Origin of the sequence: Butyrivibrio hungatei, from assembly GCF_001858005.1 — a bacterium.
In the GTDB taxonomy this organism is placed as follows: Bacteria; Bacillota; Clostridia; order Lachnospirales; family Lachnospiraceae; genus Butyrivibrio; species Butyrivibrio hungatei.
Genome location: NZ_CP017831.1, coordinates 2093387 through 2109567 on the forward strand (window position 1 = coordinate 2093387; position 16181 = coordinate 2109567).

Below are 16181 nucleotides of genomic sequence, written 5' to 3' on the forward strand. Positions count from 1 at the left end.
ATCCTCCAAGTTTTATATACAGTAAATTCTTCCGGCAAAGTTACATACTTCGCCGGAAGAACCTTTTACAACATCGTTAATTAACAAAGATTATTTTGCATATGACTCAAGATCAGCCTGATATGTCTCAAGAGCCTTTGTAAGATCTTCGTCAGAAGCCTTCTGGAAATCACCCTTTACATCACCTGCAAGTGACTCTGAACGTGTCCAGTAGTCTCCAGGATAGTTGCCCTGAGGAATAGTGTATGCAAACTGCTCTGAAAGAGCTGCAAGAGCTTCGTTAGACTGTACTGCATCTGAAGCCTGTGCATTTAAGTTAGCTGGTCCCCACTGAACTGCTTCGAATCTAGCAAGCTGAACCTTCTCGCTTGTAAGATAGTAAGCAAGGTCATCGCAGATCTGGAGCTTATCTTCATCTTCCTGAGGCTTAACACCAAGAAGCTTGCATCCGTTGAATCCGCTCATCTGATACTCTTTTCCATCAGAACCTGTGAATGTAGGAAGCTTAGCACATGCATAGTTGTCACCAAGAACTTCCTTAACTGTAGCTGCATCCCATGTTCCATCGATGATTGCAGCGTAGTTAACAGCATCACCAGCTGATGAACCAGCCTGGAATGATGATGATGAAGCAAGTTCAATCATCTCCTTAAGAGCTACAAGACCCTTATCTGAAGCATAGTCAACGTTGCACTTTGTAAAGTTACCTGCATCATCTGTATCATATGTAAGCTGGCATCCTGTTCCAAAGAAGAATGCTACCTGATACCAACCTGTAAGATCCATGTAGAAGTTCTTGCCTGCAGCTTCGCACTGCTCAACAATACCTTCAAGAGTTGAAGGATCTGTAACAACACTCTTATCATAATATAAGAAGTATCCGTTATCAGCTGTCATAGGATATGCGTATAATGTACCGCCAACCTTACCAGCTTCTACAACACCTGCTGAGTTAGCTGACTCAACATCTGCAAGAAAATCAGGATTAACTTCCTCAAGAGCGTTAGCTGTAACAAGTCTTGTAAGCTGATCCTGTGCAAATCCGTATACATCAGCACCTGATGTTACGTCTGTGATCATGTTACCAGCAGCATCACCCTCACCTACAGGCTCAACAGTGAATGTAACGCCTGCGTACTGAGGATACTCAGTCTTGAAGTTCTCGATCTGCTGATTTGTGAAATCTACAACGTTCTCAGCCACCCAAACTTTAACTTCTTTTCCATCGTAAGCAGCTGGATCAACTGCCTCTTCCTTTTCCTCTTCAGCTTCTGCCTGATCAGCAGTTGTGTCAGCAGCTTCTGTCTGCTCATTTGTGTCAGTTGTTGTTTCCTGTGCAGCCTTCTCACCACAACCAGCAAGAAGAGTTGCTCCACAAGCAACAGTTAATAAAACAGATACTAATCTCTTTTTCATTTTTTTCCCTCCGTTTTCACGTATCCTTTGATTGCGCAACCTACGCGCAATCGGTTGCTCTATAAAAAAGTGTATTTCTTGTGCACTTTTTTGTCAATAAAGCACTTTACATGATAAACCATTGATAGTTTTATACAAAATGCATATTGACTTTTTGAACCGGAAACGTTTTCGGTATCGTTGCCGGTAACGTTTTGCGCAATCGGTGGCGCTTCCGTATCGGTAAAAATTACCAAAAACGGCATTTTCAGTTAGAATCTTATAGAAAACGTTTCCGGTAATACACTCCATCCTGAATGATCTCTCCCTTAAAAGTAAGTTCCATAAGATTACTCATTAGCATCGGGATAGATATATCTATTTCTTTTTGATGGAGTTTTTCCATTATCTGAGAGGTTGAGATAGGGATAATATCGATCATATCTGCAATTTCTTCCTCAAGGCTCCTCTTTGGTTCCTCTTCAAAATCATCAGGGTACTCCTCCTTAGTATCTTGATGTTCTTCGTCCTTGTTCCTTTCCTCTACCTGTTTTTTGGTCAATGTTCCATGGTGTCCCCACAATCTGTCTAAGACATCCTGAGTGCCAAGAGCAACACCAGCTCCCTGACTAATTAAATAGTTACAGCCATCGCTTAACCTGTCTGTTGTTCTTCCTGGAATCGCAAGGACTTCTTTTCCCTGCTCAAGAGCCTGATCTACAGTTATCTGAGTTCCTGACTTCTGTCTTGCCTCTACCACCAGCACTATATCAGCCAGACCGCTGATTATCCTGTTTCTCTGCGGGAAAAGACCTGACATAGGAAGCATATCAGGATAATACTCAGAAATAAGGCCGCCTTCATTGCAGATAACATCAAACACATCCCTGTTTTCGTCCGGATAACAGATATTTACGCCGCATCCAAGGATTCCAAAAGAGCTTCCTCCTGCATCTATTGCTGCTTTCTGACTAATACCGTCTATTCCTCTTGCCATTCCGCTTATGATCTGAACTCCAGCAAGAGATAAGTTTCTTCCAAATTCTCTTGCCATGAACCTGCCATAATCAGAGCACATCCTTGCTCCAATTATTGCAACAGATGGTTTATTCTCATCTGGAAGCTTCCCCTTTACGTACAATCCAAATGGCGGATCCGGGATATCTTTTAATTTCTTTGGATAGTCCGGGTCAAAGAAAGATACAAATCTTATTTTCTTTTCTTCAAGCTTTTTTCTCTCAAGTTCGAAATTCCAATTCTGCCTATGCCTTATAAGAGCATTCGCCTTCTTAGCAGTAAGAAGTGTTCTAAGCTCTTTATCAGGGCATTTGTAAATTTCTTCACAGCTATAGCCTTTATCAAGAAGCCCAAAGACTCCTTTACTTCCAAGTCCCGGTGTGTTAAAAAGCCATTTAGCATAATCATTTTCAGTTAGCATAGGTTTCCTCCTTCTGATGCCAGTACTTGCCATCGGTCATGCGATAACTTACAGCTTCCATGATATGGAGCTGGTCTATATTCTGCTCACCCTCAATATCAGCTATAGTTCTGGCAATCCTTAATATCTTGTGATAGGCTCTGGCACTTAGCTCCATCTTGCAAAAGACATTTTCTAAATATGCCTGTTCCTTAAGTCCAAGCGGGCAGTATTTCTCAATATCTGATGGAGACATCTCTGAATTAAACCTAAGTTTTGTGCCTTTAAATCTTTCTTCCTGCATTTTTCTGGCTGCAAGAACTCTTTTCCTAATGATCTCAGATGACTCGTTCTTGCTCCGGATCTTACTGGAGAGGTCGGAAATATCTACTCTTGGAGCTTCTACGCATATGTCGATCCTATCTAGAATAGGGCCTGAAATATGGCCGAGATATCTTCTGATCTCATTACTGGTACATTTACACTTATTTCTATCGGGATAGTAGCCGCATGGACAAGGATTCAAAGCGCCTACAAGCTGGAAATCAGCTGGATATGAGAATGTTCCTCTGCTTCTGGCAATGTGGATATACTTATCTTCCATTGGTTGCCTTAGCATATCAAGTTTGGCCCTTGGAAATTCAGGCATCTCATCAAGGAAAAGAACTCCTCTGTGAGCAAGGGATATGACTCCCGGTCTTGGAATTGTGCCTCCACCTGTAAGAGCCGTCTCTGTGATCAGATGATGCGGACTCATGAAAGGTCTTTTGGTAATAAGGGCCTGATCTTCTTTTAGCATTCCTGCTACAGAATAGATTGTTGATACCTCAAGGCTCTCATCCAGAGAAAGCTCCGGAAGTATTGATGGAATGCGCTTGGCCACCATGCTCTTTCCTGAACCTGGCGGTCCCACAAGAAGTATATGATGAAAGCCTGCTGCCGCTATCTCCACAGCTCTTTTGACTGCTGCCTGACCGTTTATATCCGCAAAGTCTAACGTTTCCTCATATTGGGCGGCGTTCCTGAATATAGCTTCGATGTCCACTTTAGTCGGTTTTATCAGCATGTCTCTTTCATACAAAGGAGCTGTAAGATAACAAACAGCCTCTTGAAGTGATCCAACTCCAACTACCTTGACGCCTTCTACTACTGCCCCTTCACAGGCATTAGCCTTTGGAAGGATAACTGTCTTTATTCCCATCTCCTTTGCCTTATTGACTATTGGCAGGATTCCTTTGACGGCCTTTATCTCGCCATCAAGCCCAAGTTCCCCAAGGACTACTGTATCTTTTACGTTTTCCTCAGAAATCTCGCCCATGGCTATCATTATCCCCAGAGCAACGGGCAAGTCCACAACTATGCCTTCTTTCTTGATATCTGCTGGAGAAAGATTCACTGTTATCTTGGATGCAGGGATCTTTACTCCAATATTTTTAAGGGCGACCTTTACTCTTGCGCCGGCTTCTTTGACATCGCCGCTCATAAAGCCCACCATGTTAAAACCAGGAAGCCCACTGGAAACATCAACCTCTACATCAATAAGATAAGAGATTATGCCCCTGACAGCTCCTGAAGTAACTGAACTGAACATAATAATTCCTTTCTTGTTCTAAGTTTCTTATGTAATTTTTCCTGGAAAAAACTGTAGAAGAATTCCACAGCTATTATTTGAGCATTAACAATTTGAGATTATACATCAAAAGATAAAAAAAATCATCCTATTTCAAAAAGAATTTGAAATAGGATGAAAGTTATCATCTAAGCATCTTATTTTGCATAGTTTCTGGATCCTGTGCAAATTGAAGTGCAGCCTCTCTAGTGATCTTTTGCTGTCTGTAGAGCTCGAGGATTGCATCATCCATAGTGATCATACCCTGTTTCCTATAAGTCTGCATATAAGTAATGAGCTGATGTGACTTGCCTTCTCTGATAAGATTTCTGACCGCGCTGTTAACGTGGAGAACCTCGAAGGCTGCGATCCTGGATACGCCATCACTTGCAGGGATCAGCTGCTGAGAAATAACAGCCTCTAATACTCCAGCCAGCTGAATCCTTATCTGTTGCTGCTGATGAGATGGGAATACATCAATAAGTCTGTCTACAGTATTGGATGCTCCAATAGTGTGAACAGTTGAAAGAACCAGATGTCCTGTCTCAGCGGCTGTAATAGCTGTACTGATAGTCTCAAGGTCTCTCATTTCTCCTACAAGTATAACATCAGGATCCTCACGAAGTGCCGCTCTTAAGGCGTTGGCATAGGAGTTTGAGTCTGTCCCGATCTCTCTTTGGTTAACAATAGACATTCTGTGCTGATATGTGAACTCAATAGGATCCTCAAGGGTTATAACATGAGCTTCTCTATTGTTGTTGATCATATCGATAATAGAAGCCAGTGTAGTTGACTTACCACTTCCCGTTGGTCCAGTAACCAAAACAAGGCCGCGTTTCTTTTGATAAAGATCTATTACAGTCTCAGGTATTCCAAGACTCTCCGCTGTCGGGATCTCTGTTGCTACAACTCTAAAGGCCATAGCGATAGAGCCTCTTTGCTTGAATACATTAAGTCTGTATCTGCCTATTCCTGGAATAGAAAAAGACATATCATGCTGACCATTTTCATCAAGTTTCTCGCGCTGCTTGTCATTCATGACCTCATTTGCAATGTTCTCTGTATCAGCAGGCATCATCTTGTCATAATGATCCATAGCGATGAGCTTACCATTAAGTCTCATCTTTGGAGGAAGTCCGACAGTAATATGTACGTCTGAGGCTCCCCTATCTTTTGCTTCTTTGAGAATATCTTCGATCTTTGACATAATCACCAATCCTTGTTTTTAAACATATTCTGGTTCCTCGACAGATATGCCAAGTGCTTTAACTTTGGCCGTATCCATCACATAACGATTATCCATGGTCTTCATGATATCCATGATCTCCAGTTCACCATAAGCTGATCTGTTAGAAAGATCTATTATAGAATTATCCCTGAAGCTTAACACTGTAGGCCTTAGGAAATCTTCCTCATTGGTCCTGATAACAAGTGCCTTCTCTCCAGTATTAAGTTCAACGCTGGATCCTGGCGACAAAATGTTGATAGAATCAATAAGTCCCTTAACTACTCTTTGATCAAACACATCGCTTCGCTGCATCATCCTGCGGATTACCAGCACTTCAGATACCGGTGAATCCTCAGATCTAACCGCAGTCTCTTTATCGAATATACCTGCAACTACAAGTATCCTTGCAGTTAAAAGAGACTTTTGAATCTGTACATCTTCATTCTGCCAGTAATCAAGCAGGATCTTTCTGGCCTGATTACAAGCTCTTTTTATATTTGGTAAAAAAGAAAAAGCTTCATCAATGATAGGATATCCCGCCATCTCATGGGCATCTATCATAAGCAGTTCCTCATTGGTACACCTTGGCTTTGCCTGAAGGGCCGGATCAAGTGAAAGCTTGCCGATATCGTGGATAACTGCTGCCATTACCGCTTCATTTTGATCAGCAAGTGAAAGGTTCATGCTGTGAGCTATCATAGCTGCAAGTATTGCCACATTAAGGCTGTGCTTATAAATATAATCCTCGTTACTTCTAAGTCCCTGCTGGAAATTTATCTTTTTCCTGAGATTACCGTAATTCTTGATGATCTGAGCACAGATACTAGGAAATCTATCCTGCTTATGCGTCTTTTGTATATATGCGAGCTCATCCATGATCTCGTTATACATAACAGTCTGAAATCTCTCAAACTCTATATCTTCCTTGGTCATTGGCGGAACAGGCTCTGCTGGTTCCAGAATAAATACTCCTATAAGTCCAAAACTCTTAATATTTTCGATGCTTTGCCTATCTTTGAGCACAGTTGCCCTGTCATACAAAAGGACACCCTTTTTATTGTAAATAGGCTTAGCAAGTCTCATCCCCGGCCTTAGCTCATCACACTTTATAAATAACATTTATAGTCTCCCGTCAACTAGTTTTCCACATTCCCCTAATTTATATTATGGACGTAATAATGCCAAAAATCAATTAAGTAAGCTCGTCCAATGTGCTTCCATAAGAAGAAAGAAATTCATTTACAAAATCTAAGACCTCAGGAAGATCCTGATACATGGTTCTAACAGTCTTCTCTGTGCTCTCCTTGGCTGTTCTAAACTCATTGTTTCCTGCGTTTAACTCACTTATGCACTTAATAAGAGCTGAAAGCTTGTCTGCTGCCTTTACAAGCTTTCTCATGTATTTCTCGTTTTCGTCATCAGCCTTTGGATTAAAAACATCATCATAAACAGGCCTAAGATCATCAGGAAGCTTTTCGAGGAGCTTTTCATCTGCAACCTTCTCAACCTCTTTGTAAGCGCTCTTAAGCTCAGCGTTAAAGTATTTAACAGGAGTTGGCATATCTCCAGTAATGATCTCAGATGCATCATGATAAAGACCTATGAGGGCTGCCTTGTTTGCATCAAGATTCTTGCCATACCTCACATTTCCTATAGTGCAAAGCGCATGTGCGATCATGGCTACTTCCATTGAGTGCTCGCAGAGATTCTCCGCTCTGGTATTTCTCATAAGAGCCCAACGGTCTATGTACTTCATTCTGGAAATAAGTGCAAAAAAATTGTAATTCATACTATGATCCCCCAATTCCCTAGATAAATATTATTCTATCAAAAAATCTGCCATAACAGTATTGCTTACATCAAGACCTTTTTCCGTAAGGCAAAGATATTCGTGGCCAGACTTTTTTTCCACATATCTATGCAAAAGCCCCATCTCTACATACTTGTGGATTACTTCTGCGTAAACTTCTTCGGCAGTTCTTTTAAAAAGAGTCTCGAATTCATTGAGGTCTACGCCTCGCACAAGACGAAGCCCCAGGAACATGAACTCTTCCATCCTGCCCTCTATTGATAGATTTTCAACATTTTCTCTTATTCTGTCAAAAGAGCTATCATCTGCCATAAAGGCTATGTAATCCTTAATGTCTTTTATGTTACTCCACCTTACATCATTGATCATTGAAGCTGCTCCAAGCCCGAGTCCAAGGTAGTTGCTCCTGATCCAGTAGACCTTATTATGAAAACACTCATAGGTGTCATCAGACTGCTCTCCAAGGGCATAATTAGAGATTTCATACCTGTGGTAGCCGTTTTGGGCCAGATACTTCTTGGTTTCATGGTACATGAGCCTGTCTTCTTCCTCATCAGGAAGCTCCAGGTCCATATCATAAAATGGTGTACCCTCTTCAATAATCAGACTATAGGCTGAAATATGCTCAGGCCTTAACTCTATTACCTTCCTGACCGTATCCATATAGGATTCAAGGCTCTGTCCTGGAAGGGCGCTCATAACATCTATATTGATATTGTCAAAGCCGGCTTTTCTGGCATTTTCGTAGGTTTCAAAAAACTGTCTGGAATCATGAATTCTTCCAAGTCTTTTTAATTCCTCGTCATTTAATGACTGGGCTCCTATGCTAAGTCTGTTAAATCCGGCATTTCTGTATGCCTGAAGTTTATCATATATGGCTGATGCAGGATTTGCTTCTATGCTGATCTCACAATCATCATCCATGGTAAAAGACTCTTTTATCTGATCCAAAGTGTCGCAGATCTTGCCATGATCTGGAAAAGAAGGTGTTCCTCCTCCAAAGAAAACAGATCTGACAATATAGTCTTTATAGACCTTTCCGCTTAGCTGTATCTCTTTTGACAAAGCCTTAAAGTAGCTGCCCATGAGTTCTTTTTCGGCATTAAAAGAAAGGAAGTCGCAATATAAGCACTTCCTTTCGCAAAACGGTATATGAATATACAGTGATAGCTCTTTTCCCATATTCATCAATCAGTGCTGTCAAGCTTAAGAACACTAAGGAATGCTGCCTGTGGAACTTCAACATTTCCAATCTGGCGCATCTTCTTTTTACCTTCCTTCTGCTTCTCAAGAAGTTTCTTTTTACGTGATATGTCACCACCGTAGCACTTGGCCAATACGTCTTTTCTGTAGGCCTTAACAGTTTCTCTGGCAATTATCTTGCCGCCAACTGCCGCCTGAATAGGAATTTCAAAAAGATGTCTTGGTATCTCATCCTTGAGCTTCTCGCACATCTTACGGCCTCTCTCATATGCCCCATCCTTGTGGACGATAAATGAAAGGGCATCAACCTCTTCTCTGTTAATGAGAATATCAAGTTTAACAAGCTCTGACCTCTCATAACCCTTAAGTTCATAATCAAAGGAAGCATAGCCTCTTGACCTTGACTTAAGTGCATCAAAGAAATCGTAGATGATCTCATTAAGCGGAAGCTCATATTTGAGGATTGCTCTGGTCTGCTCAATATAGTCAGTACTGATATACTTGCCGCGTCTTTCCTGGCAAAGCTGCATGATAGCTCCAACATAATCAGTGGTAACCATGATCTCACCGTTAACTACAGGCTCTTCCATGTATTCGATCTCAGAAGGATCTGGAAGGTTTGAAGGATTAGTAAGGTCAAATACTGTGCCATCTGTCTTGTGCACCTTATAAACAACGCCAGGCGCTGTAGTTACAAGATTAAGGTCATATTCTCTCTCAAGTCTCTCCTGGATAACTTCAAGGTGAAGAAGTCCAAGGAAACCTGCTCTAAATCCAAAGCCAAGGGCCTGTGATGTCTCTGGCTCATAGAAAAGTGAAGCATCGTTAAGCTGGAGCTTTTCAAGGGCATCTCTAAGGTCTGAATAATGAGCTGAATCTGCTGGATATAATCCGCAGTAAACCATTGGCATAACCTTCTTGTATCCAGGAAGTGCCTCTGCACATGGTCTTGCAGAATCTGTAACTGTATCACCAACTCGTGTATCCTGAATATTCTTGATAGAAGCCGTAAAATATCCAACATCTCCTGCTGAAAGCTCATCACTGGCTATAAATCTGCCAGGTCCAAAGTATCCAACCTCTACAACATCAGCCTCAGCACCAGTTGCCATGAACTTAACCTTCATGTTCTTTTTGATGACACCGTCTCTGACTCTTACAAATACGATAACGCCTCTGTAGGAATCATAGATACTATCAAAGATAAGGGCTGTTAAAGGCTTATCTGAATCTCCAGTTGGAGCTGGAATCTTGTGAACTACAGCCTCAAGAACATCCTCGATTCCTATGCCGTTCTTGGCTGAGATCAAAGGAGCGTCCTGAGCTTCTAATCCAATAACATCCTCGATCTCATCCTTAACTTCCTGTGGCTGCGCACTTGGAAGGTCGATCTTGTTGATAACCGGGAATACATCAAGGTCATGATCGAGCGCCATATATACATTAGCAAGCGTCTGTGCCTCTACACCCTGTGTTGCATCTACAACAAGAATTGCTCCATCACATGCAGCAAGGCTTCGTGATACCTCATATCCAAAGTCTACATGACCAGGGGTATCTATCATGTTAAAGGTATACTCCTCTCCGTCCTTAGCCTTATAGATCATTCTAACGGCCTGCGACTTGATGGTAATACCTCTTTCACGCTCTATATCCATGTTGTCCAAAACCTGGTTCTGCATCTCTCTGCTTGTAAGAACACCAGTCTTTTCGATCATTCTGTCAGCAAGAGTTGACTTGCCATGGTCGATATGAGCAACAATACAAAAATTTCTAATCTTACTCTGATCCACGTTTATTTCCTCAATCCATTAATAATGTATCAGAGCCTAGTATAACATATTTTTACTGTGTGTTGAAAGTAGAGAAAATCAAAAAACTATTGACAGTTTGCGGAATTTCATCTAAGATATTTAACGTATGTGACATTGACTGTCCGTGTCCGGCTCGATGATCACACTAACATGATAAATACTAATAAGTTTAATTATTTCGGAGGTAATTATGGCAAATATTAAATCCGCCAAGAAGAGAATTTTAGTTAATAAGAAAAAGGCTGAGAGAAATCAGATCATCAAGTCAGCTGTAAAGACAGAGATCAAGAAGGTTAGAGCTGCTATCGAGGCAGGCAACAAGGAAGAGGCTGCAAAGGCACTCCTTAGCGCAACATCTGTAATCGATAAGGCTGAGTCAAAGGGCGTATTCAAGAAGAACACAGCTTCTAGAAAAGTTTCTCGTCTTGCTCAGGCTGTTAACAAGATGGCTTAATCGTTTTTATAAATTTATAAAAAAAATAAACCTCATGTCTTCTCACCGACATGAGGTATTTTTTTACTCTTTTTTATTTCTTATTGCGAAGGCTGGCTGCCTTCTCTTTTACTTCTTCCATACTGGTCTTGAACTTAACTGATACCATATTAGGGTTGCCCAAGATGGTACGGTTTCTGTACCAATCAAAGAAGCTCTTTACTGGTGATGGTGTAAGTCTGTCCATCATGATCCTGTACTTAGCGTAGAGCTCTCCTACCTCATCTTTGACACTTTGCATGTAAGAAGATGGATCGATAGTGATCTTTTCCTTGATGCTTGCAAAGGACTTTTCAAGAGAATCACTAAGATTATCTACACGATTTCCAAGTCCGTTACTGATGCTATCTACTCTGCTACCAATTCCATTACTGATACTATCAACTCTATTGCCGATACCAGTACTTATATCATCAACCTTCTGACCGATCGTTTCGCGAACTTCCTCACCCTTAAAGGCAACAATGACATCCAGACGCTTTTGCATCTTGCTCATTTCTTCCTTAGCCTTCTCCATGTATACAAGGACATCTCTAAGATCAAGGGCTGTCTTGAAAGCTACCATAAAGTCACAGCTAATGTAAACAGTAAGGATAATTGTAACAATAGATAAGATGTTATAAGGAATTGAAAGCAGCATCTTCTCTATAGGAATCTGCAAAAAGTGAGTAAAGATAACTGTCAGAAGTCCCCAGACGAGGGTTGATTCCAAACAGATCTGTCCCTGAAAGTTCAAGAACTTATCAGAATAATCCCAGTATCTGACTTTGAACAAAGCCTCCATCAAAACGCCAGTTACGTACTCAAGAAGCGTAGCTCCTATGCATCCAGCAATATATACCAGAATGATATTGTCATAAAACGGGCTTGATACCAGCAGCATCATTATTCCGCCACTGCCATATAACGGTAAAAAGGGGCCTCTCATAAAGCCCCTATTTACTGGTTTCTTTTGTAAAAAAGATACATATGTTGATTCAAAGCACCAACCAAAAAAGCTATAAAAATAAAACAAGAACAGCCACTGAAGCGGCAAATAATTAAACATAATAAATCCCCCTATTAGTATCCAATCATTTACTGTTCTGGATTAGAAAAATCAATTACAGGGTTATTTGGTTCAGTAGTCTTCTCAACTGAGATTGCCTGAAGAACAGGGCCTTCGCCCTGATATTCTTCTACGTACTGCTTGGTAACCTTAGCAGTTACTAATACCCATTCTTTTTCTTCTAGCTCTGATGTCTTGTCATATTCACATGCAAAGCCAAGGAACTGCATATCCTCTGCACAGCATGTCATAGCAAGTCTTCCTGGAACAAATCTGTTGTCAGGAAATTCTGTTGGCTTAAGAACCATTCCCTTAAAGCGAACTGTCTTTCCTTCATATCTGTCAGCATGATCAAGTGCATCCAGATAAAACATTCCATAGCCATAGTTATTAAGGTCAATAGGATTCGCATTAAGATCAAATGGAAGATCCTCATCAAGAGTTACATCCACTTCACCATTCTGATCTTCAAAGATAATGTCAGCCTTCTGATTAATGGCTTTAACATTTCTCTTAAATGATGCAAGATCCTCGATTCCGTCACATCTGTTAAAGAGAATAAGATCAGAATTTCGGATCTGCTCAGCAAGAAGTGACTTCATATTGCTGAAATAAAGCTCAAAATTAGAAGCATCAATAACTGTGATCTGCTGTTCAAGCTTCCACATCACTGGAAGGCGCATATTTCTATAATTCCACATGCCATTGTACTCAACAAGAATTCTCTCAGGATTGTACTTGGCATCAAGAGCGATGAGATTATCAGGATTAAAATCCTCTTCATCCTCGATCTTTTCAAGGATCGTGTTAGTAGATTTAAGGAGTTTTTCCTCGTAATCATTCTCACCCTCTTCGCAAACTATAAGAAGAGTTTTTCCTTTTGTTCTAAAGTATGGCTGACCTATAGTATATCTAAAAAAGTCAGTCTTACCACTATCAAGGAATCCATTGATAATATATACCGGTTTCAATTTAGTTCTCCTTATCATAACAACTTACGCAAGCCTTCTGAAAAGCTTCTCGAGATTTTCTTCAACAAGTCCTGAACCAATTACACAGAACTTACCTGTTACATCTGCGCTTCCAGTTCTAACATCAGCTTCTCCTGGAACATAGTCAAATTCGATCCATGAACCATCAGTAGAAGGAACAACACCCTTTGTACGAAGAACGATACCATACTTTTCCTCATCCTCAAGCTTAGAAAGCATGCTTTCGATTTCTTCCTTAGTGTACTTAAGAGGTGTTTCCATGCCCCAGCTAACAAATACATCAGCTGCGTCGTGGTGATGGTGATGATGCTCATGTTCATGTTCATGCTCATCCTCGTCATGGTGATGATGGTGCTCGTGCTCATGCTCATCCTCATCATCGTGGTGGTGATGATGGTGCTCATGCTCATCCTCATCATCGTCATGGTGATGATGGTGGCAACTGCACTCTTCATCGTCGCACTCTTCATCATCGTGATGTGCGCTATATACTACAGAGCCATCTTCTGCTACAGTCTTGTGACTTCCATGGTGATGATGATGGTGATGATGTTCACTCTTCTCTTCCATGATCATCTTAAGAAGCTCTGCTTCAATATCGTTATTTCCTTCGAAGGTATCAAGGATCTCTTTTCCTGAGATCTCATCAAGAGGTGTTGTGATGATAGTAGCCTTTGCATTGTGCTCACGAATAAGAGCTACTGCCTCTTCGATTTTCTTCTGATCAGCTTTATCAGTTCTTGTAAGAATGATAGTTCCGGCATTCTCGATCTGGTTAAGGAAGAACTCACCAAAGTTCTTGATATAAACCTTAGCCTTAGATACATCTACAACAGTAACTGCACTGTTAAGCTCCATGTTCTCAGAACCTTCTGCAATGTTCTGGATGGCCTTCATAACATCTGAAAGCTTTCCAACACCTGATGGCTCAATAAGAATGCGCTCTGGTGCATACTGATCCATAACCTGCTTGAGAGATGTCTCGAAGTCACCTACAAGTGAACAGCAGATGCAGCCTGAGTTCATCTCTGTGATCTCAATGCCTGATTCCTTAAGGAATCCACCATCGATACCAATCTCACCAAATTCGTTCTCGATAAGAACAACTTTTGTACCATTTAATGCTTCTTTTAAAAGCTTTTTAATAAGAGTTGTTTTACCAGCTCCTAAGAAACCTGAAATAATATCTATCTTTGTCATTATGTCTCCAATCTGCATAGTTACCTATGCTATAACCACTACAACAAACTATATTCTATGCAGACATAAATAAAAAGTCAAGAAATCACATAGAGGCTGAATTTGCGGCGCCCTGCGGATTTTCAGCACCATTTTCTTCCATAGACTCGCTGTTTTCTTCTTCACAAGCACCAGCTTCTTCTTTAGAGCTTTCACTTGCCGAAGATTCATTTGTCACAGCTTCATTTGTAGGGGCTGTTTCTTCATTTTTATCCTCGTCGATCTGGTTTTTATCTATCTGATCTGTTTTTTCTGTTTCAGAGGTTACACCTCCTTCTTCAGTTATATCGCTTGTATCTGCCTCTTTTTCCATATCAAAGTCTCCAAGAAGGGCACCAATATCGATCTGTCCGGGATTTTCTACAGCCATATGAGATGTCTCTACATTAGTAACTGGAAGGTTATGATCATATGATGAATAGTCAGGGCCAAAGGTAATATGCGCTGTAACAACCTGTCCATGAACATATCCACATGAAGCTCTATAGCCCATTAGCTGTCCTTCTCTTTTCCCGCACCTAAGATCTCTTTTGGTCTCTACATCCAAAAGATGTCCATTTCTCTGGCGCACAACATCTGCGCTACCTGCATATTCAAAATGGTCCGGACTATGTCCTATCTTGTCATATCCGCAGTAATCACAATGCCACCTAAAGAAAGCTTCCCCATCTACATCATAGAGGTAACCTGCATTATTTGTACTCTCAGAGGTCCAGTATTTGTAAACAAATCTTGTACTATAGCAATCGCTTGTATGCTTGTGATAGTAGCTTTCTGTGTAGCATCCGCCTTTCCTATCCTCACTCACATACTGATCATTGCATTCATTTCCAGTGCCATCAGTGTGAAAGTGGTATTCATACTCAACCTTTCCGGCAACATCTCCATTATCAAGCACTATCTGCTGTGGAATATTTCTGATAGCTTCGCTAAACTGCGCGAATGTGGCATCCTCATTTATGGCCACGCCTTTTGTGAGCAATGCGGATGCCAATAGTTTTTTGCCATCACTCACACGCTGAAAAACCTGATCAAGCTTTCCATTGATACCGTTTATCTCACCGGTTAGGTAATCCATGATCCCCGAAAAACTATCGTTTGATACGTCCGATATTTTCTCAAAGTTCTCAGCAATACTGATATTTAGCTCATTGAACTTATTATTTGTATTGTTGTTGACCTCGGTAAATCCTTTATCCGTAATACTAAGCATCTCTTCCAGCTTACTATTGGTCTCATTTATAAGCTGATCGATATTTGTAGAAAAAGCATTATCAAGCTCTGTAAGTTTTTTATCAAGGCTATCAAACTTATCAGAAAGAGTTTTATTCATGTCAGTATTATTCTTATCAATAAGCTCTTTTATCTCCCCAAGAAGAGCCTTATTATCGCCTTGTGCCTTGTCAAAGCTTGTTTGGATATCCTTGATGCTTTGAGTTACGCTGTTAAACTCCTTTGTGATCTTCTCGCTGTTTTCACCATTGTTTGACTCTATCAGCTCTTTTAACTCCTGAAGCTGAGTCTGGGTACTTGTTACCGAAGTCTGTATCTCTTTTAAGTTCCCACCGATAGTTGCTACTTTTTCAGTTATGGTCTCGTTTGACTTATCTTCTTTTGTCAACTTATAAAAAGAGTCAAGACCTTCCTGGCTGTCTGAAATCGACTTGTCGAGCTGAGATAGATACTCGTGAAGCTCGTCTAATTTGTCGTTTGTCTGCTGCTTACTTTCTTTTTCACTTTCTGCAAACTCCTCCTTGGCACTTGCCGCAACCACAGGAGTGCTAAGATAAATAAGCCCTCCGCACAGGACAAGAGCAATGACTACAGCCACTGCCACCACCATAGTGTCATGTCTTTTAAGCTTTTTCAAAAGAAGCTTAACCGAATTGTTTTGTTTTTCCCATTTTTCCCTTAATTTCATATAGGATCCTTT

General features: G+C 40.9%; 13 protein-coding genes. 1 reads left to right on the forward strand and 12 read right to left on the reverse strand.

Annotated elements, in window-relative coordinates:
• Window positions 1-90 precede the first annotated feature (90 nt).
• The 8 genes from bhn_RS09690 to lepA form a co-directional block, all read right to left on the reverse strand.
• A complete protein-coding gene (locus bhn_RS09690) occupies window positions 91-1416 on the reverse strand; it encodes an extracellular solute-binding protein (RefSeq protein WP_071176514.1) in 1326 nt (441 codons plus the stop codon).
• 259 nt (window positions 1417-1675) lie between these two features.
• On the reverse strand, window positions 1676-2833 hold the full coding sequence (gene dprA, locus bhn_RS09695; RefSeq protein WP_071176515.1) for a DNA-processing protein DprA: 1158 nt from the start codon (window positions 2831-2833) through the stop codon (window positions 1676-1678).
• A complete protein-coding gene (locus bhn_RS09700; protein ID WP_083385893.1) occupies window positions 2823-4403 on the reverse strand; it encodes a YifB family Mg chelatase-like AAA ATPase in 1581 nt (526 codons plus the stop codon). Before bhn_RS09700 ends, dprA begins: the two co-directional genes overlap by 11 nt.
• 163 nt (window positions 4404-4566) lie before the next feature.
• Window positions 4567-5628 (reverse strand): type IV pilus twitching motility protein PilT, encoded by a 1062-nt coding sequence (locus tag bhn_RS09705; protein WP_071176517.1) that lies wholly within the window; start codon window positions 5626-5628, stop codon window positions 4567-4569.
• Window positions 5629-5646: 18 nt separating this feature from the next.
• Entirely contained in the window at window positions 5647-6768 is a 1122-nt protein-coding gene (locus bhn_RS09710; protein ID WP_071176518.1) for an HD-GYP domain-containing protein, read from the reverse strand.
• A 73-nt stretch (window positions 6769-6841) separates the two neighbouring features.
• Complete coding sequence (gene yfbR / locus bhn_RS09715) at window positions 6842-7438, reverse strand: 5'-deoxynucleotidase (protein WP_071176519.1); 597 nt, start codon at window positions 7436-7438, stop codon at window positions 6842-6844.
• A gap of 30 nt (window positions 7439-7468) precedes the next feature.
• Entirely contained in the window at window positions 7469-8647 is a 1179-nt protein-coding gene (gene hemW / locus bhn_RS09720; RefSeq protein WP_071176520.1) for a radical SAM family heme chaperone HemW, read from the reverse strand.
• A complete protein-coding gene (gene lepA / locus bhn_RS09725; RefSeq protein WP_071176521.1) occupies window positions 8647-10461 on the reverse strand; it encodes a translation elongation factor 4 in 1815 nt (604 codons plus the stop codon). Before lepA ends, hemW begins: the two co-directional genes overlap by 1 nt.
• Window positions 10462-10666: 205 nt before the next feature.
• Between lepA and rpsT the strand changes: the two genes are divergently transcribed.
• Window positions 10667-10930: a 30S ribosomal protein S20 gene (gene rpsT, locus bhn_RS09730; RefSeq protein WP_071176522.1), complete on the forward strand. Its 264-nt coding sequence runs from the start codon at window positions 10667-10669 to the stop codon at window positions 10928-10930.
• 73 nt (window positions 10931-11003) lie between these two features.
• Here the strand turns inward: rpsT and bhn_RS09735 are convergent, their stop codons facing one another.
• The 4 genes from bhn_RS09735 to bhn_RS09750 form a co-directional block, all read right to left on the reverse strand.
• Entirely contained in the window at window positions 11004-12017 is a 1014-nt protein-coding gene (locus tag bhn_RS09735; RefSeq protein WP_071176523.1) for a putative ABC transporter permease, read from the reverse strand.
• A gap of 29 nt (window positions 12018-12046) precedes the next feature.
• Window positions 12047-13006, reverse strand: coding sequence for a TIGR03943 family putative permease subunit (locus tag bhn_RS09740; RefSeq protein ID WP_071176524.1), 960 nt, complete (start codon window positions 13004-13006; stop codon window positions 12047-12049).
• Window positions 13007-13012: 6 nt separating this feature from the next.
• Window positions 13013-14209, reverse strand: a complete 1197-nt coding sequence (locus tag bhn_RS09745; RefSeq protein WP_071177494.1) for a GTP-binding protein — start codon at window positions 14207-14209, stop codon at window positions 13013-13015.
• 85 nt (window positions 14210-14294) lie between these two features.
• Window positions 14295-16169: a hypothetical protein gene (locus bhn_RS09750; protein WP_071176525.1), complete on the reverse strand. Its 1875-nt coding sequence runs from the start codon at window positions 16167-16169 to the stop codon at window positions 14295-14297.
• Window positions 16170-16181 lie beyond the last annotated feature (12 nt).